Annotated in this window: 17 protein-coding genes; 14 read left to right on the forward strand and 3 right to left on the reverse strand. The window is 36.4% G+C overall.

Features of this window, described 5'->3' with window-relative positions:
- Window positions 1-328 precede the first annotated feature (328 nt).
- From GHD00_RS21465 to GHD00_RS10930, 3 genes are all read right to left on the reverse strand, one after another.
- On the reverse strand, window positions 329-679 hold the full coding sequence (locus GHD00_RS21465) for a glycoside hydrolase family 68 protein (protein ID WP_163538249.1): 351 nt from the start codon (window positions 677-679) through the stop codon (window positions 329-331).
- Window positions 680-759: 80 nt separating this feature from the next.
- The gene (locus GHD00_RS21275; protein WP_205600746.1) at window positions 760-1,182 is read right to left on the reverse strand and encodes a glycoside hydrolase family 68 protein; all 423 of its coding nucleotides are present in this window, start codon (window positions 1,180-1,182) and stop codon (window positions 760-762) included.
- Complete coding sequence (locus GHD00_RS10930; protein ID WP_163538197.1) at window positions 1,182-2,063, reverse strand: AraC family transcriptional regulator; 882 nt, start codon at window positions 2,061-2,063, stop codon at window positions 1,182-1,184. Before GHD00_RS10930 ends, GHD00_RS21275 begins: the two co-directional genes overlap by 1 nt.
- A gap of 331 nt (window positions 2,064-2,394) precedes the next feature.
- Between GHD00_RS10930 and fucU the strand changes: the two genes are divergently transcribed.
- From fucU to GHD00_RS11000, 14 genes are all read left to right on the forward strand, one after another.
- Window positions 2,395-2,826, forward strand: a complete 432-nt coding sequence (fucU, locus tag GHD00_RS10935; RefSeq protein ID WP_163538198.1) for an L-fucose mutarotase — start codon at window positions 2,395-2,397, stop codon at window positions 2,824-2,826.
- A gap of 21 nt (window positions 2,827-2,847) precedes the next feature.
- On the forward strand, window positions 2,848-3,702 hold the full coding sequence (locus GHD00_RS10940; RefSeq protein ID WP_163538199.1) for an amidohydrolase family protein: 855 nt from the start codon (window positions 2,848-2,850) through the stop codon (window positions 3,700-3,702).
- Window positions 3,699-4,628 carry an aldo/keto reductase gene (locus tag GHD00_RS10945; protein WP_163538200.1) on the forward strand — a complete coding sequence of 310 codons (930 nt, stop codon included), beginning with the start codon at window positions 3,699-3,701 and terminating at the stop codon, window positions 4,626-4,628. The genes GHD00_RS10940 and GHD00_RS10945 overlap by 4 nt, the downstream gene beginning before the upstream one ends.
- Window positions 4,629-4,671: 43 nt before the next feature.
- Window positions 4,672-7,038: a glycoside hydrolase family 95 protein gene (locus GHD00_RS10950; protein ID WP_163538201.1), complete on the forward strand. Its 2,367-nt coding sequence runs from the start codon at window positions 4,672-4,674 to the stop codon at window positions 7,036-7,038.
- 50 nt (window positions 7,039-7,088) lie between these two features.
- Window positions 7,089-8,570 carry an alpha-L-fucosidase gene (locus tag GHD00_RS10955; protein ID WP_163538202.1) on the forward strand — a complete coding sequence of 494 codons (1,482 nt, stop codon included), beginning with the start codon at window positions 7,089-7,091 and terminating at the stop codon, window positions 8,568-8,570.
- A 139-nt stretch (window positions 8,571-8,709) separates the two neighbouring features.
- Entirely contained in the window at window positions 8,710-11,007 is a 2,298-nt protein-coding gene (locus GHD00_RS10960; RefSeq protein WP_163538203.1) for a helix-turn-helix domain-containing protein, read from the forward strand.
- A 286-nt stretch (window positions 11,008-11,293) separates the two neighbouring features.
- Complete coding sequence (locus tag GHD00_RS10965) at window positions 11,294-12,235, forward strand: ABC transporter permease (protein ID WP_240468673.1); 942 nt, start codon at window positions 11,294-11,296, stop codon at window positions 12,233-12,235.
- A 14-nt stretch (window positions 12,236-12,249) separates the two neighbouring features.
- Window positions 12,250-13,149 carry a carbohydrate ABC transporter permease gene (locus tag GHD00_RS10970; RefSeq protein WP_163538204.1) on the forward strand — a complete coding sequence of 300 codons (900 nt, stop codon included), beginning with the start codon at window positions 12,250-12,252 and terminating at the stop codon, window positions 13,147-13,149.
- 97 nt (window positions 13,150-13,246) lie between these two features.
- Entirely contained in the window at window positions 13,247-14,878 is a 1,632-nt protein-coding gene (locus GHD00_RS10975; RefSeq protein ID WP_163538205.1) for a type 2 periplasmic-binding domain-containing protein, read from the forward strand.
- A 1,045-nt stretch (window positions 14,879-15,923) separates the two neighbouring features.
- Window positions 15,924-17,672, forward strand: a complete 1,749-nt coding sequence (locus GHD00_RS10980; RefSeq protein WP_163538206.1) for a sensor histidine kinase — start codon at window positions 15,924-15,926, stop codon at window positions 17,670-17,672.
- Complete coding sequence (locus GHD00_RS10985) at window positions 17,665-19,260, forward strand: response regulator transcription factor (RefSeq protein WP_163538207.1); 1,596 nt, start codon at window positions 17,665-17,667, stop codon at window positions 19,258-19,260. Before GHD00_RS10980 ends, GHD00_RS10985 begins: the two co-directional genes overlap by 8 nt.
- A gap of 169 nt (window positions 19,261-19,429) precedes the next feature.
- Window positions 19,430-21,121 carry an extracellular solute-binding protein gene (locus tag GHD00_RS10990; protein ID WP_240468669.1) on the forward strand — a complete coding sequence of 564 codons (1,692 nt, stop codon included), beginning with the start codon at window positions 19,430-19,432 and terminating at the stop codon, window positions 21,119-21,121.
- 101 nt (window positions 21,122-21,222) lie between these two features.
- On the forward strand, window positions 21,223-22,083 hold the full coding sequence (locus tag GHD00_RS10995) for an ABC transporter permease (protein WP_163538252.1): 861 nt from the start codon (window positions 21,223-21,225) through the stop codon (window positions 22,081-22,083).
- A gap of 12 nt (window positions 22,084-22,095) precedes the next feature.
- Complete coding sequence (locus GHD00_RS11000) at window positions 22,096-22,971, forward strand: carbohydrate ABC transporter permease (RefSeq protein ID WP_163538208.1); 876 nt, start codon at window positions 22,096-22,098, stop codon at window positions 22,969-22,971.
- Window positions 22,972-22,977: the final 6 nt, after the last annotated feature.

The raw sequence follows: 22,977 nt of genomic DNA on the forward strand, positions 1-22,977 counted from the left end.
CCATTGCCAATCTAAATGATGAAGCCTACTCACGAATAGGCCGAGGAACTAAAAAATGTACTAGAAGATTATGTAGTAGAATGGACAGAGCAAAAAAGGTAATCATTAATTGATCCCATGTTATTATCAATAAAAGAAATATGATCATGTTTCATTAGAAATCGTCTTTTCGTGGTAACTTACAATTATAGCGTAAAGAGCGATTTCTTTTTATATTTCGTCTAAATATAAAACAAAAAAGAGGCGACCTCAAAAGGACTTGTTAAAGTCCTTTTGGGTCATCCCGATTTATCTTTAGCTTATTTACATTATCCAGTTTTGCACAATTTCAGGCTCTAGCGTATCTTCTAAATCTAAGGTGAAATTTATTTGAATACACCTGGATCTTTTTCTTCACAATCTTGGCCTTGTCCTTAGGATTGGCAACAACCAAACCACTGTCATTCAATGGCTGATAGCTTCCCACAAGAGAATCTGGTACAAATCCAAATAGACCCTTCGGACCTGAAGTACCAGGTGCAAATTTATTAAGGTGAGTGTCTGTGAACAAATAGTACTTGTTTCCTTTAGTTACCATATGTGGACGTTCAAGTTCCTGGTTCACACAATTTGCTTCCACTAAAGGAGGCATTATTTCATATTCTATTAAATCTTGATTGGTTGATTTAGCAATGCCGATGCTGCCATTAAATAATTTGAATTCTCAGGGACTTTATGATTGGCTCGGAATTCTTCTGACCCGATGTGCTTAGGTTCACACTAGCGTTCAGCTGGTGTGCCATTGGAATTCCCTTCAAAAAGAATGTATTTTTCACCAGTTTTCGGATCTTCAAAAAACCACGGGTCACGGAATGCATAAGCAATATCGCCTTGCATGCCTTCTTCCATCGTTTGATAATATTTACCCTCCGGTTCAAGAATCACATCATGATCCGACCAGTTGTTAAATGATCTTCCGTCTTTCTTTGTGATTTCTATATCAGCTGATGCTTTAGCCAAGCGCTGTTCGTAGGTAACATGATCTTCCCCTTTTCTTCCCGTCGCGGTGTAGAAAAAGTGTAGCTTGCCATCATCAACCATAGCTGAGCCTGCCCATTGGCGTGATCCGAGCGCTTCCCCTCCAGGGAACACGGTTCCGTCTGAATCCCAGTCCTTTCTATTTAAGCGGAAAGTGACAGGCACTAGACCTGTTTTTTTCGATACTGGGTTGCAGTCATCCCATAAAATTTTTTGAAAGCATTACTAAACTGCTCCACCGTTGTAAAGCCGATTTGCCTTGCAATAGCTGTCACGGATAATTCTGTTGTCAACAAAAGGTGACTAGCAGCACTCATTCTTGCCTGCTTCTTTTTTTCCATAAAAGACATACCATATTGCTTTTGAACGGCCCGCTCTGTCTGCCTTGTACTTAAACCCAGCATCTCTGCTAGCTGGCTAAGGGTGATGGTTGCATATTGGAATAAGAAGCTGTTCTCGATGATAACCATTCTGCTGTCGTCTAGTGATTTAAGTGGGACAGACGTAGAAGCATGAGTCTCAGAGTATTGCCGGATTGTTTGGATTAAAATCATTTCAAGAATATTGGTTGCCATATGGTGCAATCCAATACGATAATGTGCTAACTCATCAGCTAGCATTTCAAATAACTTCATTAGTCCGCCGTTGTCCGTACCAAACCAGAATGGTGTAGATATCAATAATTCAGAAAGGATGTTATCTCTCAAGATGGAATGTTTATTCATAGAAGCGGAATCGTTCGATAGAATTTCAAAAAAAATGCAGTATTCTGCCATCGGATCATTCGGATTCGTTATTTGCTCATGGGTGACATCCGGCCCCGTCATAAACAACGTACCAGGCTTTATTTGGTAACGATTTCCTTGAGCTATTAATACACCTTGACCACTCGGAATGTAGTGAAGTTCATAGCTGCCTAAACTGTGGCTATGTTCAGGCATTGAACTGTAAAAATAGCCAAATTTCACATACATGACGTTCAACACCAAGCCTCCAATGGTGAGCTTGAAATCTATATTCCCAATGTCTATAGGAGGTAGCTTCATGAGTATTCCCCCATTCTGTAAAAATACGACATCTCAACTGAATTTTTGTCGCCTTAATTGGATTACTAATCTGAGCATGTCTACCTATAATTATACTTATAATAGAAGGATTGGGAAATAAGCAACACAGAATGATTTCATTTCTTTATCTTGATGGATGAAGTCATAAAATGATAAAAGGTTAAATGATAAAGAAGCAGCAGATCAAGAATCAAATATACAAAAAAGGAAACGATGCTTCTTCTTATACGGAAGTTCCCTCCAGCGATCCTGGAATGTAGTGAAAGCAATGGTGGAAGTCATCCGAAAATAGAAAGGGAGGAATAATAACATGTTAAAAGGTATTCCAAAAATAATATCCCCTGAATTAATAAAAGTATTGATGGAGATGGGGCACGGAGATGAAATCGTACTTGCTGATGGTAATTTTCCTGCAGCAAGTCATGGGGCAAAATTAGTACGTTGTGATGGGAATGGAACATCGGAGCTTCTTGAAGCTATATTATCATTGTTTCCGTTAGATACTTATACCAAACACCCAGTTGCATTAATGGAAGTTGTGAAGGGAGACACTGTGGAAACACCGATTTGGAAAGAATATGAATCTATAATAGCAAGTCAGACCTCTGTAGAAAATCCATTTGAATACGAAGAGAGATTTGCTTTTTATGAAAGAGCGAAGAAATCCTATGCCATAGTGGCAACAGGTGAAAAAGCACTTTATGCCAACATTATCCTGAAAAAAGGTGTTATTTCTGAATAAGTAATAAAGGGTGAAGAAGTCATGAGAATAGATGCTCATCAACATTATTGGAAGATTAGTAGAGGTGACTATGGGTGGATAACGCCTGAAATAACTACTTTATATCGTGATTTTCTAGAGGAAGATTTGGTTCATCATCTAAAAAGTTGTGGTATAGATAAAACGATTGTTGTTCAAGCTGCCCCAACTATGGAAGAAACGGAATTCATTCTCTCACTAAGTGAACGTTCTGAATCCATCTTAGGTGTTGTTGGATGGATTGACATAGATAATCCTTCTTATAAGGAACAACTAGAGACATTTAGAAAAAATCCTAAGTTCGTTGGAATCCGTATGATGATTCAAGATATGCCAGATGAAAATATTATTTTAAGTTCTCATTATTTGGAAGCGTTCTCTTATTTGGAGGAGATCGATCTTCCAGTCGATCTTTTAGTTCATTCCAGTCAACTTTCTGCTGTATGTGAATTATTAAATCGTGTTTCGATAAGAGGAGTAATCGATCACATTGCCAAGCCAGAAATTGAACAAGGGAAGTTAGAACCCTGGAAAAGTCAAATGGCTGAAATTGCTAGTCACCCAAATATCTATTGTAAATTATCCGGGATGGTGACAGAAGCAAATCATAAAAACTGGAAAAAAGAAGATTTTATCCCTTATGTGCATCATATTATGGATGTCTTTGGGGTTCGTCGTGTGATGTATGGCAGTGATTGGCCAGTTTGTTTATTGGCTGCTAGCTATGATGATGTCTACCATCTATTAAACGACACACTTCCAAGCTATGTTTCAAAAGAAGCTAGAGAATGGGTATTTGGTAAAAATGCGATAGACTTTTACAAACTTAAACATATAAAAGAGGAGGAACAAGCTTGAAATACAGAAAATTAGGTCACACAGGATTAGATGTATCTGTACTAAGTTATGGTGCGTCCTCACTTGGATCAGTTTTTAGGGAAATCAATGAAGATGAAGGAATTAAGTCTGTTCATGCTGCTGTTGATCAAGGCATTAATTTCATTGATGTTTCACCATATTATGGATTAACCAAGGCGGAGACTGTCTTAGGGAAGGCATTAAGAGATATACCACGTGACAAATATTTTCTTTCTACCAAAGCGGGTAGATATGGTGACAATGAGTTTGACTTTTCTAAGAAAAAAATAACTACAAGTTTGGAGGAAAGTCTCCAAAGGTTGGGTACGGATTATGTAGACATTTTATTGTTGCATGATATTGAATTTGGTTCTTATGACCAAGTGTTAGAGGAAGGAATTCCAGCTTTAGAAGAATTAAAAGAACAGGGTAAAATTCGATTTTACGGAGTATCAGGATTGCCACTAACTATTTTTGATAAAGTTCTTAACAAAGCAGATTTAGATGTTATTCTGTCCTATTGTCATTATTCATTAAATGATACGTCGCTTTTATCCCTAATACCTTTATTGAAAGAAAAGCAAGTAGGATTAATAAACGCTTCCCCGTTGTCGATGGGATTATTAAGCTCACGCGAAGTCGCTAGCTGGCACCCGGCTGATGAAGAAATGAAGCAGGTGTGTAAAGAGGCAGCAGAATTCTGTGAAGAAAATGGTCAAGATCTAGCAAAATTAGCTATTCAATATTCTGTACAAAATGAGTTCATTCCAACTACTTTAGTTAGTACCGCAAGTGTCAATAACATAACGAAAAATATTAAATGGGCAGAAGAACCAATAGATGAGGATATTCTAGAAGCTGTGCTTGATATTCTTAAACCTATTCATAATAAAACTTGGTCGAGTGGAAATTCAGAGTGGAAATAGAGTAAATCTTAGGAGATTCTATCATTCTATTGGAGGTATTTCATTGAAATTACAATATAAGAAACCAGCGGTAAAGTGGACGGAAGCATTACCAATGGGAAATAGTAAGCTCGGTGCGATGGTTTTTGGAGGAGTGGCTGAGGAACACCTCCAGTTAAATGAGGAAACATTGTGGTCCGGGTATCCAAGAGATTGGAATAATCCAGAAGCAAAGCATTATCTTTCTGAAATACGTCATCAAGTAAATGAAGAGAATTTTGAAGAGGCGGACCATATAGCCAAGAAAATGATGGGACCATATACACAATCTTACTTACCATTAGGTGACCTATATTTTCATTTTGAACATGGTGAAATTGCTAATGATTATAGGAGAAGTCTAGACTTAACCGAAGGAATTAGCTATATCGAGTACAAAATCGGTGAAGCAAGATTTTCTAGAGAGATGTTTATTTCCTATCCGGATCAAATTGCCGTCATTCATATGAAAACAAGTCATCCAGGCTTATTAAATGTACATGCCCATTTAAAAAGTCAACTAAGATATCGTACAGATTTAGAAGAAAATAAAATCGTTATGTTCGGTCAAGCTCCAGAACACGTAGACCCTAATTACTACAAAACAGAGAATCCAATCATATATGGAAACGATGATCAAGCAAAAGCAATGACCTTTGAAGGAAGGCTCGGAATCGAGCATGAGTCTGGTTCGTTCACGATCAATCACGATGGTATTCATTTAAAGGGTGCAACAAGTGCAACATTTTTCTTCTCTGCTGCTACAAGTTTTAATGAAGATAATCTTTCAGAGAAAAAAGATCCATCACAGAAAACGAAAAGCTATCTAAAGAATGCGATGGAGTATTCTTATGAAGAATTAAGACAGAGGCATATCAACGATTATCGCAGCTTATTTGATCGGGTTGAGTTAAAAATAGGTGAAGAAAAAGCGCCAAAGGATATGTCAACAGATCAACGTATTCTAGAATATGGTGCAGAAGATCCTGGTTTAGTAGAGCTGTTGTTTCAATATGGAAGATACTTAATGATTACTAGCTCACGCCCAGGATCTCAACCAGCTAATTTGCAAGGGATATGGAATCAGACGACACGCCCCCCATGGAGTAGTAATTATACATTAAACATAAATGCTGAGATGAATTATTGGCCAGCAGAGACAACGAATTTATCAGAGTGTCATGAGCCACTTTTAAGTTTTATAGCAAGGCTGTCCGAAAATGGCAAATTAACCGCAACAGAATATTATGGAGCTAATGGTTGGGTAGCGCACCATAATACAGATATATGGTGTCAGACTGCACCTGCAGGAGATTATGGACATGGAGATCCTGTTTGGACGCAATGGCCAATGGGAGGGGCTTGGCTTGCTCAGCATTTATGGGAGCATTTCGCATTTAATAAAGATGAGGATTTTTTACGGAAAAAGGCTTATCCAATTATGAAAGGTGCAGCGCTATTTTGTCTTGATTGGTTAGTGAAAGACGAGGATGACTATTTAAGCACTAATCCTTCTACTTCTCCTGAACATAAATTTATTCATAATGGTACTAAAGCTGCTGTTAGTAAGTCTTCTACAATGGATATGGCTATTATCTGGGATTTGTTTACCAACTGTATGGAAGCGGCAGAAGTTTTGCAGATAGACAAAGCTTTTCGTGATCAGCTAACAGAAGTAAAAAGCCTATTGTATCCTATGAAAATAGGAAAGCACGGCCAATTACAAGAATGGTATCAGGATTTTGAAGATGAGGATCCATATCACCGTCATGTATCTCATCTATTCGGCGTTTATCCTGGAAGACAACTAACAGCTTCCGATACACCTGAATTTTTCAAAGCAGCCATCAAGTCATTAGAACGTCGGGGAAATGGCGGCACAGGATGGAGTTTAGGATGGAAAGTTGGGTTATGGGCACGATTTGGAGATGGTAATCAAGCCCTTAAATTGATTGAAAATTTACTGCAATTAGTGGATGAAGAAAATCAGGAAAATTACCATAAAGGGGGCGTATATGCTAATTTATTTGATGCACATCCTCCTTTTCAAATCGATGGAAATTTTGGTGTTACTGCAGGAATTGCTGAAATGTTATTGCAATCGCATGAAGGTGTTTTGAATTTCCTCCCATCATTGCCAGATACATGGCCAGATGGAAAAGTTACAGGTTTAAGAGCTCGAGGTCATTTTGAAGTGAACATGGAATGGCACGATGGAACATTATCGAACATAAAATTGATATCGCTTTCAGGTAAGGAATGTATAATTCATGATGAGTTCGTTGTCAAAGAAAAAGAAAGTTCAAAACCTCTAAGTCTAGAAAAAGTGGGAGAAGGAAGGTATAAGTTCCAAACGAAGAAAGGGGCAGCATATTTATTGTCTCCTCTATAATTAAAAGGAACAGATTCTAATAAAAAATGGAATGTGAAAGGAGAAAGAAGATGGTTAATCCAAATAATATGCAGGAATACCTAAATGAAATTGACGCAGTTATTAAAAAGGGGCCTTTTGAGGACAGTTGGGAGTCTCTGTCTCAATTTAAACTTCCTGATTGGTATCGTAATGCAAAGTTTGGGATATTTATTCACTGGGGAGTCTACTCTGTTCCTGCATTTGGGAGTGAGTGGTATTCAAGAAATATGTATGTTCAAGGATCAAAAGAATACGAACATCATTTAAAGACGTATGGTGAGCATAAAGAGTTCGGCTATAAAGATTTTATCCCACTATTTAAAGCAGAGAAGTTTGATGCAGATGAATGGGCAGAACTATTTGAAGAGGCTGGTGCACGTTACGTGATGCCTGTAGCAGAGCATCATGACGGTTTTCAAATGTATAAAAGTGATATATCTAAATATAACGCCTATGATATGGGACCAAAACGAGATATTTTAGGAGAACTTGGAGAATCTCTGCATAAGAGGAATATTCCATTATGTGCCTCATCCCATCGTATTGAACATTGGTTCTTTATGGGGCATGGGAAGGAATTTGACAGTGATATTAAAGAACCTCTGGAACGTGGAGATTTTTATTGGGCAGCTATGCCAGAACCTGATCATCAGGATTTGTATAGTCCATCGCCTTCTAAAGAATTTCTTGAAGATTGGTTGGTAAGGACGTGTGAAATTGTTGATCGATATCGTCCAAGGATTGTTTATTTTGATTGGTGGATTCAGCATCATTCTGTCAAACCATATTTAAAGAAGTTTGCTGCCTATTACTACAATCGAGCAGTGGAATGGGATATAGAAGTTGCGATTAATTATAAACATGATGCATTCATGTTTGGCAGTGCTGTAGTAGATATTGAAAGAGGACAATTTGCAGAACAGAAGCCTTATTTCTGGCAAACGGATACATCTGTTGCTAAAAATTCATGGTGCTATACGGAAAATAATGATTATAAAAAGGCCAATGAAATGATATGTGATCTAGTAGACATTGTGAGTAAAAATGGTACTTTAATGCTAAATGTTGGACCGAAAGCAGATGGGACTATCCCCGAAGAGGACAGACACATTTTATTAGAGATTGGAGAATGGTTAAAATTAAATGGTGAAGCGATTTATGGAAGTAAAGTATGGCGCAAATTTGGAGAGGGTCCAACTAATATAGAAGAAGGACAGTTCACTGATAGTAAATCCAAGCAATTCACGCCAGAGGATATCCGTTTCACTGTAAATGGTTCCTGTTTATATGCGACCGTTTTAGAATTCCCGCATGATGGGAGAGTGAAAATAAAATCTCTTGCTGAACAAGACGCTTCTAAACTGCCTCATTTTCATGGAATCATTAACGATATATCGATTTTAGGATTTCATGAAAAGCCAACCTGGCATAGAACAGAAGAGGCTCTAGAAATTACTGCTGAAAAGGTGAATAGCGATAAACCAGTTGTATTTAAGATATGGATAGATTAAGGACATGCTAACACCATGTTGACTCCTTCAGTGTATGACTTACAGGAAATGATAATATACTGATATTTCATATCATCTAAGCCGAAATTGATCAATTTCGGCTTGAATTGTATGAAAGGTTATTGAAAGGAGTAAGTCTATGAAACAGTCAAAAGCTACAACTGTGTTTAGGCGGTTTTTTATATCTTATATTATTATTTTATTAATTCCAATGTTGTCAGGAATCATTTCCTATCAAGTGTCTTTGCAAACAGCAGAAAAATACTCCATTACGAATAGCAGACAAGTATTGAATCAAAGTAAAGCCATTCTTGAACAGCGCTTAACGGAAATAGATAGATTCGGGAGGCAGCTTTCTTTAAATAAAGATTTAATAACATTGCTTAATAAAAATGTAACAGAAAGAAATAAAATTATTTCTAGCATGAGACGATTTTCAGCAGATATCTCACCATACGCTTCTACTAATGAATTCTTAGAAGACTTTTATATTTATATACAAAATACAGATCTTGTAGTTGTTCCTGGTTCAGTCTATTTCCGGCCTCTTCATTACTATCAGCAGAACCATTATACGGACCTTACATTTTCACAGTGGAAAACGGAGATATTAGAGAGTGATCAACCATATCAAATGATACCTAGTAAACCTTATGTAAAAAAAGAGTCAAACACCAAAGTAATTACGTATGTTAAATCATTATCAATGAGCCATAATGGGGAGAATAACAGTGGTTCTATTGTTGTTCCGATTGAACAAAACAAAATGAATCATTTACTAAATGGTATTTCTAAGCAATTTGGTGGTTGGTCATTTATTACAGATGCCAACCAGAATGTGATCACAGCTCATGGGATTAAAGAAGACAGAATAAATCATATCGTCTCTTCGGTTTCAGAGGAAAATAGTAAAAAATATTTAGATGATGGAACATTGCTCATTTCTTTACATTCTGATAAATATGATTGGGTTTATGTTGCAGGTATTCCAAATGAAACATTAACAAAGCAAGCTCAGCCAATTAAGTATATAACATGGATCGTCACAGGAAGTACTCTAATCATTGGACTTATTATTTGTTTAGTTTTTGCATACAGAAATAGCCGTCCTATAAACCACTTAATAAGAACATTGAAAGATTATTCTGAACTAGAGACAAAAAATGATTATGATTTTCTTCACGGAAATGTTTCTAAGCTTATTGCTGCAAATACCAACCTGCAAACTCAACTTGCTGAACAAAAGCCGTTATTAAAAGATGCCTTTTTAAAACAATTATTATCGGGAGAGTTAACAGAAAGTAACAGTCATTTGTATGGATTTGCCAAACAGGTCAACGTTGATTTAAATGGAAACAATGGTTATGTGAGTGTAGTAAAGATAGAAGGATATGAAGAGATTTCGAGTAGTGAAATTTATGAAGAACTTCATGCTATTCAGCTTGTCATTAAACAAGAATCTAGCAAAATATGTCGTAAGTTTTATTTAACAAATATACACTCGGATAAATTAGTGTACATTTTTATTGACGATCAAGAAAATGGAGCAGCTATGGCAAATAAAATCGAAAAGATGTTTATGTCATTACAAGAGTATTTTCACAAAGAATATCGGATCACTTTAAAAGTAGGGATAGGCCATGAATTTAATGCCTTATCTGATATAAGTCGATCTTATAATGAGGCAAAACAAGCCATTGAATTTGCCACTTTTTCGAATGAAGGATTTGGATTATATTGGTATGATGAGATGATGCAAGTGTCGGCTGTGTTTTATTACCCACTCGAATATGAACTCAGACTTTTAAAAAATCTAAAAGATGGGGAAGCAGAAGAAGCAAAAAAAATAATACGTGAGCTATTTATAGAGAATATCGATAAAAGATGTCTTTCAACAGATATGGTCGATCAATTCATATATGAAGTGAAAGGGACTTTTTTTAAATCATTTGAACAATATTTCGTGCGCAAGGAAAATCTAGCGGAATATATTCGGAAAAAATTGCTAGATATTCAACTAACAAGTGATGTACATCTCACAGAGAAGTTGTTTATGGAAGTCATAGATTATTACTGTAAAGTTATTAGAAATGAAAGACAGCATACGAATCATTATACAGTTAAATCCATTAATAAATTTCTTGAAAATCATTATTCCAATGCGGATTTAAACCTGTATGCAATAGCAGAACATTTTGGCCGTCCAGAAAAGTACATTTCACAAATTTTCAAAGAAGAAACAGGAGAGTATATCACGGAATACCTAGAGAAGATCCGGATTAATAAAGCCATGTATCTATTGGCCAATACTCAGAAAAAAATAGTGGAGATTTCAGAGTTAGTTGGATATAATAGTGCCCATTCTTTTCGGCGGGCGTTTAAAAGAATAAACAACATTACGCCTAATCAGTATAGAAATACGATGAAAAGTGGATAGATGTGTTCGTTAAATGAAACAGATTGTCTGTGAGTATAAGATGTCACTAATATGCGATCTTATGCTCTTTTTGTGTTCATTTGTTCTCATTTGTACGTTGATTTTTTAAGTGTACCTTTTCCGTTTTTTATAAAAATTTCGGAATTGTACGTATTTGTTTCGATTGTCTCTTTGAATAATAAAATAGAGCTGATAATTTTTATGTAAGCGCTTCCTGTATGAGGTGTTTTTAAGATATGAAAAAGGAGGGATTAATCTGAAGTCGGCAACAGGGATCAATCAAACTATTAAAAAAACGAACACGAATAAAAAAGTAACTCAATGGTATTTAGCCAAAAAAAGTTTTAGAAGACATTGGCAGCTGTATTTATTAATAATTCCACCAGTGCTCTATTTTATCATTTTTAAATACATTCCAATGTTCGGGGCTGTGATTGCTTTTAAGGATTATAATGTCGTTCAAGGTATCATGGGCAGTCCATGGGTAGGAATGAAGCATTTTGAGAATTTTTTTAATAATCCAGTAGCATGGGATTTAATTAAAAACACATTGTATTTAAGTTTGTATCAGCTTGCCATAACGTTTCCGCTTCCTATTATATTAGCGCTTGCATTAAATGAAATAAAAGATGGGTTGTTTAAGCGATCTGTACAAATGTTTACTTATGCTCCTTATTTTATTTCAACGGTTGTCATTGTTTCTATGATCATATTAATGCTATCTCCTAGGACGGGAATCATTAACACATTAGTAGAAATGCTAGGTTTTGAATCTATTAATTTTCTTGGTCAGGCAGACATGTTTCGATCTATATTCGTCTGGTCAGATGCTTGGCAGCTTACGGGTTATTCCGCCATCATTTACTTAGCTGCACTTGCAGGTGTGGATAAGCAACAATATGAAGCGGCCAAAATTGATGGTGCTTCTAGAATTCAGCGAATTATAAATGTTGATATTCCTGGAATCATGCCAGCTATCGTTATTATTCTGATTCTAAGTGTCGGAAACTTAATGGCAATCGGGTTTGAAAAAGTGTATCTATTACAAAACCCATTAAACTTAAGTACTTCTGAAATTTTACAAACTTATGTATACAAAATGGGTATCATAAATGCCAATTTCAGTTTCAGTACAGCGGTAGGATTGTTTAATTCGATTATTAATCTTATCTTACTTGTTCTTGTTAATGCCATAGCTCGACGCGTATCAGGAAACGGTTTGTGGTAGAAAGGAGCTTTGTTATGAGGAAAAATAAAACATTAATAAGGGAATCATTTACAGATCGAATTTTTCTTGGGGGAGTATATGCTTATTTATGCATAGTCATGCTTATCGTATTGTATCCACTCATCTATATAGTGAGTGCTTCTCTTAGCAGCCCAGAAGCCGTAACTTCAGGACAGGTATGGCTATGGCCAGTTGATTTTTCCCTTGAAGGCTATATAGAAGTTTTAAGAAATTCAGATGTTATAAGAGGGTTTAGAAATTCTATTCTTTACACCTTTGGTTATACCGTCCTCGCAGTTGTGTTAACTGTTATTTTTGCCTATCCGCTATCAAGAGAATCCTTCTATGGCAGAACATTCTTGATGTTTTTTATACTATTTACAATGCTCTTCTATGGTGGTCTCATACCAGAATATCTTGTCGTTCAAAAGCTAGGAATGTTAGATACTCCATGGGCCATATTAATTCCAAAAGCAATGGCAGTTTGGCAGATTATTATTGCACGTACTTTTTTCCAATCAAGTGTCCCTGAGGAGCTTGTGGAAGCTAGTGAAATGGACGGGTGCAGCAGCTTGAAATTTTTGTGGTATGTTGTGATACCGCTATCAAAACCGATCATTGCTGTTCTTGCTTTGATGTATGCTGTGTTTCAATGGAATAGTTATTTTGATGCGATGATTTTTCTGAAAACGGAGGCGTTATTTCCATTACAGTTAGAGCTAAGAGAATTGTTAATTGTACAAAGTGATTCTGGTGCGAATATGGATATTGCTGAGCAACAAAGACGGAAGCAGTTGGCAAATCTAATGAAATATTCTTTAATCGTTGTATCCAGTTTACCAGTTCTTATCATCTATCCTTTTGCTCAAAAATATTTCGTAAAAGGAATGCTAATTGGATCAGTGAAAGGATAAGCATATCTATTTTATTTTTAAGGAGGTGGTAGAGCAATTGTCGATTAGTTGTTTTATGGAGGTTTAACAGCTTTTTATAAAGAGGGGAGAGGTAGAGATGAAAAGAAAGATTTGGTATCTGCTAATGACAGGACTAATAGGGATTGTTTTATTAAGCGCTTGTACTTCTGATGAGGATGTTTCAGATGAAGAGTCAGATAATGAGTCGGAAGGTAAGACAAAAATTTCTGTATTTATGCCAGAGAGTGAAGACACGGATTTAGAAACAAATTCGTTTACACAGTTTGCTGAAGAAGAATTTGGTATCGATTTTGAGTTTGAAACAACATCGTATGACGCTGCAGCAGCAAATGAAAGACGCCAAATCTCTTTAGCAAGTGGAGACTATCCGGATGCTTATTTTCTTATAGAATGGGTAGATCAGTTTAAAGCAAATGACTTATTGCGTTATGGAAATCAAGGCGTGTTAATCCCCTTAAATGATTTAATAGAAAATCATGCTCCTAACCTTCAATCGGTTTTAGATGAATATGATGAATTTAGAAAAATAGCGACAGCACCAGATGGGAATATATATGGTATTCCCCAGCTAGAAGAGTGTTTCCATTGTACTTGGCCAAATAAAATGTGGATTAATACAAATTGGTTAGAAACCTTGAATTTGGATACGCCTAAAACTCATGAAGAATTTAAAAAGGTTTTAACAGCTTTTAAAGAAGACGATCCAAATGGTAATGGAGAAGCTGATGAAATCCCTTTAAGTGGTTCAGCTGCTTCACCGAGTCATTCAGTTATTCCTTATTTAATGAATGGTTTTGTTTACGATGATGTAGAAACAAAATTATCTGTAAAAGATGGTAAGGTTGATTTTGTCGCTAACACAGACGAATGGAGAGAGGGATTGGAGTATATCCATTCTCTATACAAAGAAGGACTTATTGATCCAGGTTCTTTCACTCAAAATAGAGATGCCTATCAACAATTAGGAAATAACGCAGATGGAATGATTTTAGGATCAGCAACTGCACAACACCCATGGGAATTTGTAGATAACGAAAATCAATATGCTTATGATGTGTTAGCCCCGTTAAAAGGTACTTATCAGCAGTATTCCACTTATAATTATCCAGTTGTACAAGGGGCTACATTTGCTATTACTAATAAAGCAAGCGAAGAAGCGCAAATTAAGGCAATCAAGTTACTAGATTATATGTTTACAGAAGAAGGCTCAACACGGGCGCATTTTGGAGTGGAAGGTGAAGATTGGATTAAGCCTGAAGAAGGTGATGTTGCTATCAATGAGGAAATGGAGCCGAATTTAAAGCAGTTGCACCCAGAAGAGCCGACAAACAATTCTTGGGGGGCAAGTGCGCAGTACTTCCAACCAAGAGAATATCGTGATGGATGGGTTCAAGCAGAAGATATTTACACCGATGATGGTTATGAAAGACGTCTCCAAGAAGCAACTTACCTATATGAAGGGATGGAGCCTGAAGAAATCTTTCCGCACTGGGCAATATGGTACGAAGGGGAAGTACAAGACGAGATTGCTACATTAGAAACCAATATTCTAGATAATGTAGAGCAAAGTGCAGTTCGATTTATCACAGGTGAAATGAGTCTTGAAGAGGATTGGGATGATTATGTAGCGGGTCTTGAGTCATTAGGAGTTGACCGTTATGTTGAAATTAATCAAGAGGCTTATGATAATTACCTAGGAGCAAATTAATCTTTGAATGCCTGTCGCTTCCCGGTTTTATGCCGAAGTGTAAGGTGAAAAATGCGGAAGTCTTACGGAGAAAGAAATCTCTGTAAGGCTTTTTTTTTACACGTTGGGAAATTAAGTATGGTAAATGTATATAAAATGGTAAATTAATGAACTTGAAGTAACTGGAAAAAATAGATAAGTGTCATTTTCTTTGTATTTCTTATTGATTTGGTATTTATTCAGCTGTTAAGTACCAAGTTTATGAGATTTAGTCTTGATTTTGGCACTTATCACCGTTATAAGTGTCATTTTTGATCGTGTGGTTATTCATTTTGGTACTTAATGGTGGTTTAAGTACTATTTTGACAAAGTACTTTTTTATTTTGGTATTTAACCTTATGATAAGTATCATTTTTTTAATAGATATGATGACATTAATGAACAAAGTAAAGGAATATATGTGAAGTGATGAACAGTTATTTTTTCTTAATCATAACAGAAAGTATAAAATTTGTTCGTAATATCCATAAACTGCGTCGTAATTTAACGTCACTTCCGAGCAGGATTTGAGCGAGCAGGCACGGGCAAAGGAGCATATTATATACTGCCAAAATTGGAAGTGGCGCGAAAAAGCTAAATAGTGGCTCGAATCACCTTATTTGTGGCTCAAAACCGGAAGATTGTGGCTCAAAACCGGAAGATTGTGGCTCGAAAAGCAAAAAAAGTGGTGCGAAAACACCAAATTGTGGCGCAAAAGTCTTACCACAGACTCAAGTCGTTGCACACATCCGAGCTCTAACATAAAAAAAGACCAGAAAATGCCTCCAGGCAGTTTCTGGTCTTTACCACTTTTCTTAAGGGATTATTTTACTGAGACTTTCTGCCTGCGTAGCCAGAAAGCCTTGATAAAGATCCATAGGAAAAGTTTTTCTTAAATTAATAGTTTTAATATAAGCGAAACTTGCATATGATCAAACAAATATATTAAATCTATTTCAATAAAGTATAGTCGAATACCAAATATATGAAATTTTACTAGATTTCATTATAGGGAGGCATATCATTTGTGACGCATCGTTTCTCGAAATTTTCCCCCAAAAAAATCTTCAGTGTATTACGACAAGTCAAGATTCCGATTATAGTCAAACTATTTTGTTCATTCTTAATTCTAGTAGTACCTGTATTTCTCTTAACCTTACATATCATTGAGGTAGCAAAAAGTGAAGTGAAATCACAAATAACGAACAGCAAAATAGAGCAAGTCCATTTTTATATGATGTCTCTTGAGGATGAAATCCAACGAATCATGTCTTTACAGAAGCAATATATGAATGATCACGATTTACAAAAGTTAAGCAGTTTAGGCTCCAATCTCTCAGAATATGAACGGACAGAAATCATTAATCGAATCTATCAAAAATTAGATGTGCTTAAAAATTCAAGCGCTTATATAGAAGGGATAGAAGTTAAAATCCCTTCCATTAACCGAAGCATTTCTCCAACCAAATATATAAATGATTATCAAATGGATGATTATTCCATTGGTAACAGTAATGGTGTCATGATTAGAGACGGCGAATTGTTTATTAATATGTCTTATTCTCCATCCATTTACACGCCATTATATATTATCGAGATACAGTTATCTATTGAATACTTACAGCAATCATTAAACCAATTTACTGTGAATGGAGGTGCCATTCTATTCCATCCAGATTTACAAATCAGCACTTCAGAGAATAATCCGATATCAAAAAAACTAGTCCATACCTTTACCGAGAATAAGAGTAGTCCAGAAGAAAAGCTTTCCTTATCATCTATGGAGCTTAACGACAAAAATTATTGGATCATTAACGGTCAATCGACACTCTTGAATGCTTCGTTAGTGGTTTATTTGTTAGAGGATTCCATGGTCGGAACGATGAATGAATATCGTGTCTTTTTTTGGCTGTTATGCGGTACTACCATTTTTATCACCTTATTGTTTTCCTATATTATTTATCTGTTTATTCATAAACCGATTAAGACCCTCGTTCATTCATTCAAAAAAGTGGAAAAAGGAGAATTTGACTTTAAGATCAACAGTATCTTTAATGATGAATTTAACTATATTTATAATGGATTCAATCGTATGACAACAAATTTAAAGCGGCTCATACATGAGACTTACATTCAAAAGCTACACCTATACCAAGCAGAATTAAGGCAATTGCAAGCACAGATCAATCCCCACTTTTTATATAACAGCTTCTTTATTTTACATCGAATGATTAAATACAAACATGAAGAAGCCGCCACTTTTTCTAAGCATTTAGGCCATTACTTTAAGTATATTACGAGAAATGCTAATCAAGAGGTTACGCTTGAAGAGGAATATCAGCATATGATGTCCTATCTTGAAATTCAACAAGTAAGATTCTCGAATCGTTTAGAAGTATCGATTGGACCTTTAGATGAAACATTTAAGCCGATTAAGGTTCCCCGGTTAATCCTGCAGCCCATTGTTGAAAATGCCTTTGAGCACGGGCTGAAGGATAAAGTATCCAATGCCAAGTTGTCTATTTATTGCACAATGCAAATGAATCGGTTCTCCATTTGTATAGAAGATAATGGGGATATAACAGAGGAAAGGGTTAAAGAGTTATCATCTTCTCTTACTTCAGACCAAAGAGAGACGACGGGATTGTTAAATGTACACAGACGCCTTCAAATGAATTTTGGTGATGATAGCGGGATTACGTTTGCACGTGGGCAGTATCATGGATTGAAGGTCATGATTAACATTCCACTGAAAGGAGAGATGGACAATGTTTAACCTGTTAATCCTAGATGATGAGCCAATTATTGCAGATAGCCTCCAGTTTCTATTTGAAAACCATGAAGAATTCCAGCTTGATATTTTTACAGCATATAACGCATATGATGCCATTGATTTAATGAAAAAGACGAGAATAGATATCGTCCTATCAGATATAAGAATGCCTGGTATGGATGGGATGGAATTGCAAAAAGAGATTTACAAAAAGTGGAGAGACTGTAAAATCATCTTTTTAACAGGCTTTAATGATTTTTCGTATATTCAGACGGTTATCCGCAATGGCGGGAGTGTTGATTATATCTTAAAAAATGAGGATGATGAAGAGGTCATTCATGCGGTAAGAAAAGCGATCGATGTCCTAACAGAAGAAAGAAAGCAAAGGGAGATAGCACGAAGTAACCTGGAAAAAGTAAAAGAAGCATTACCGATGATGCAAAAGGAATGTATCTTGAAATTAATACGTGGACAGTCGAAAGCGATAGACCAAGAGAAGATGGCGGAATTAGACATACCCCTCTCACTTAATCAGCCTTTCTTGATGGTATTGGGCCGAATCCACTACCAGGATCACACCCATCACGAGATAGAAGCAGGTTATAAGAAAATGGAGGAATTAGTAAAATGCAATTTGGATAAAGGTTATCGTGTTTTTCATTTCTTGTACAATAAGCGAAAAGGAATGATTTGGCTGATCCAGTCAAGAGAATTAGAGAATTGGTCAAAAACAGCAGCTTTTGCTTGTACTATATTCGAAGATGTACAGCATCACATGAAGCAATTTTATGGAGTATCAGCAGCCTTCTCCATCCGAATGAATCCATGCCATTGGGAAACCATTCGGGAGGGCTTCAGTCGGTTAAACATGTTGTTAGCTAGAACCATTTGCTTCAATCAAGAAGTGATCGTAAAAGACGATTACATGATGGAACGCTCATGTCAATCAAAATCAAGCATGAAAAACCTTAAGCAGTTAGAAAGCTATTTAGAATTAGGAGAAAAGCAAGCATTCCATCAATTATTTTTCCGACATTACGAGGAAGCAAAAAAGGAAGGAAGCCGCAAATTATGTGAGTATTTAACAGCATTAACAAACATGATTCTTCAATACCTTAATAAGCAGGATTTATATGATGTATTACAAATAGAGGCAGATGAAGTGATCGCACATACCCATCCAGTTCATCACACCTATCAAGAAGCATTTAACTATCTAATGGAATTAAGCGATCTTATTTTTGATAAAAAGGTAGAGCAACAAGAGGATCCGAATACTCATGTCATTGTCACTTTACAACAATATATTCATGAACATTTACATGAGGACTTATCGCTTACCAAACTCTCTGAAATCGCCCACCATAGTCCTACTTACTTATCCAAACTTTATAAAAGGAAAACAGGTCAATCTTTGTCTGATTATATTACGGAACAACGGATGACTTTAGGAAAAGAATTATTATTAAATACAAATCATAGAGTTCGTGAAATTGCTGAAAAGGTCGGTTATGAGGCTCCCTATTTTATCCGTTATTTCAAAAAGAAGAATGGTGTGACTCCACAGCAATTTCGTGAAAAAGCCTTCTAGTGCCATGTTAAAAAAGAATAGATTTCTCTGTTTTATCCCTTCCTTTTTAACAAGGCAATAAAAGTTCATAAAAGGCAACAAAATCTTATAGATAAATTCGTTGAAAGATTAGATAATACAATAAAGAAAGCGCTTTCTAATAAAATCAAAAAAACGAGGGGGAATAAGATTGGCTAAAGGGTTGAAATTATTTTGTGTTTTTCTATCTGTCTGTTTAATCATGTTGATCATGGCTTGCTCTGATTCGGATACGACTAGTGAACAGGAGAATCAAGAAGAAGAAGGGGAACAAACGGAAACAGCAAATAATGAAGAGGAGAAAGAACCATTTGGTAAATATGATCCAACGATTGACGTCTCCTTTGTTCGGTCAGTAGATGACACGATGGATTTAGCATTAGTTGATGGTGAAACGATCGAAGACAATGTTTGGTTAGATTACTATAGAGAAGAATTCGGGATTAATGTTACGTATGATTGGATCGCTTCCGGCGGAGACCAATTTGATCAAAAAATGAATGTAACATTAGCTTCTGGCGATATCCCTGATTTTCTTTCTGTCAACGAAACACAATTAAATCAATTAGTTGAATCTGACATGGTGGTGGATGTAACGGACATTTATGAGGATTATGCTGCCCCTTTTACAAAAGAAGTGCTGGAATCAGATGGTACTGGCCCATTTGATGCAGCAACCATTGATGGGAAATTGTGGGGATTACCAAATATGGATTCTTCCATTGATGGCGCGCACTTTATATGGGTTCGTACCGATTGGTTAGAAAAATTAGGACTTCCTGAGCCAAAAACGATGGATGATGTATTAGCTATATCAGAAGCTTTTACGAAGGAAGATCCTGATGGAAATGGAGAAGATGACACGACAGGTTTAGCTGTTACAAAGGATTTATGGGATGGATATGCAGGACTTACAGGCTTTTTCAATGGGTTCCATGCTTACCCGAATATTTGGGTTAAGGATGACTCTGGGAAACTTGTGTATGGCTCGATCCAACCTGAGGTGAAGACGGCATTAAAAGCACTTCAAGATATGTTTAAGGATGGACAAATCGATAAAGAGTTCGGTGTAAAACCTGGTGGAAAAGTAGCGGAGGATCCAGCAGCTGGTAAGAATGGCCTTCATTATGGTCAGCAATGGAATTCACTTTGGCCTTTACAATCCAATCGGGATCAGGATCCGAATGCGCAATGGAAATCCTATCCAATTGTTTCGGTTGATGATCAACCAGCAAGACCACAAATCACGCTAGGTACAGGTTCATGGTGGGTAGTTAGTAAAGATGTAGAGCATCCAGAAGCAATTATGAAAATGTTTAACGGATTTATTGAGAAAAATTGGGGGGAAACAGCTGAATTTGATAAGTATTATATGCCAGATGGAGCAGAAGGAACTTGGAAGCTTTCTCCTCCAACTCCAAGTCCTCCGACGAAAAACTTAGATGCATTCTTGGATATTCGAGAAGCAGTAGAAAATGATACGACTGATCAATTAACAGGTGAAGCCCAAGTCGTGTATGGAAGAGTAAAAGCGCATGAAGAAGGCGATGAAGGATTATGGGGATGGGAGCGTATTTATGGCAAGGAAGGTGTCTTTGGCATCATGAAAGAATACCAAGATCAGGACTTATTTAAGAGAGATGCATTTAATGGTGCCCCAACTCCAACAATGGCGAAGAAAAAATCAACATTAGACGAACTGCAAAATGAGGTATTTACAAAAATTATCTTAGGCTCAGCAGATATTGATGAATTTGATAAGTTTGTGGAGGACTGGAATGCACTTGGCGGTGAACAAATGACAGAAGAAGTAAACGAATGGTATCAAAGTGTAAACGAATAAACAGAGAGCAAGGGGAAAGCGTTTCTGTCTGACTTGCTTTCCTCTTTCTCCATGAAAAAGGAGGGGGAATTTTGAAAGGATCACAAGCGCCTCTATATTTAATGGTGATACCTGGTATTATATTAGTCCTTATATTTTCATATGGGCCAATGTTCGGGATTGTTATTGCATTTCAAAACTTCATACCAGCCAAAGGATTGCTGGGGGATCAGGAATGGATTGGATGGGAGAACTTCTTATATGTATTGGAATTGCCTAATTCATTACGGGTGTTATGGAACACGCTATATATTGCGACATTTAAGATTATATTCAATCTCATTGTACCTATTGTCGTGGCGATTTTAATTAATGAAGTTCGAATGATGGGATTAAAGAGATCGATCCAGACGATTATCTACTTGCCTCACTTTTTATCATGGGTGGTTCTCGGTGGTATTTTAATTGATATTTTGTCTCCCTCTGAAGGGATTATTAACCTTATGTTAGGTTGGATAGGCATTGAGTCCATCTTTTTCTTAGGAGATAACACATGGTTTCCTATTACTCTAGTAGGTTCGGAAGTATGGAAAGAGTTTGGCTTTGGGACGATTGTCTATCTTGCTGCTATTACTGGAATCAATCCAGAATTATATGAAGCAGCGAGAATTGATGGAGCAAGCAGGTTTAGACAGACGATTCATATTACTCTGCCAGGGATGAGGATGGTCATCGTCCTATTAGGGGTATTAAGCTTAGGAAATATTTTGAATGCCGGTTTTGAACAAGTCTTTAACTTATATAGTCCGCAAGTATATGAAAGTGGAGATATTATAGACACGTTTGTTTATCGGATTGGTTTAATGGAGGCGCAATATGGGGTTGCAGCGGCTGTAGGCCTGTTTAAGTCAGTTGTATCTTGTCTATTAGTCTCTATTTCTTATTATCTTGCCTATCGCTTTGCCGATTATCGTATTTTCTAAGGAGGGAGTAGATTGGAATCTAAAGGATATAAATATTTTACATGGTTTAACAATACTTTTTTAATCTTTTTGTCATTGCTGTGTATTTTTCCGCTTATTCATGTATTAGCCCTTTCATTTAGCTCCAGCTCTGCCGCATCAGCTGGTTTAGTAAAGCTATGGCCTGTTGAATTTACATTGAGCTCTTATGAGTATGTAGCGGCAAAAACAGAGTTTTGGAGATCCATGTTTGTTTCGTTCCAACGTATCCTAATAGGAGGATTTATCAATTTTATTTTAACGGTTTTATTAGCGTATCCCCTATCCAGAGAGACAAGAGAATTTAAACCACGTACTTTTATAGCATGGTTTTTGTTTATGACGATGTTATTTCATGGTGGATTGATACCTTGGTATATTGTCATTAAAGAAGCGGGATTACTAGATTCGATATGGGCACTAGTATTACCGAACGCGGTCCCTGTTTTTAATGTGATTTTGTTAATCAATTTTTTAAAACAAATACCAAAAGAATTGGATGAAGCAGCGCGTATGGATGGAGCGGGTCATTGGGCTATTTTATGGAAAATATACGTTCCTTTATCTACACCAGTACTTGCCACAATCACCTTATTTTCACTTGTTATGCATTGGAACAGTTGGTTTGATGGCTTAATTCTGATGAACAGCCCAGAAAATTATCCGCTGCAGAGCTTTTTACAAACTGTGATCATCCAGCAAGACTTAACGATGATTACATCCGGTGATCTGGAAAGTCTATCAGAAATTTCGGATCGTACGTTAAAAGCGGCGCAAATTTTCTTAGGTTGTTTACCAATCATCTTAGTCTACCCTTTCTTACAGCGCTATTTTGTAAAAGGGATTGTGATCGGAAGTGTAAAAGGATAATTTCAA

The organism is Gracilibacillus sp. YIM 98692, from assembly GCF_010993965.1.
In the GTDB taxonomy this organism is placed as follows: Bacteria; Bacillota; Bacilli; order Bacillales; family Amphibacillaceae; genus Gracilibacillus.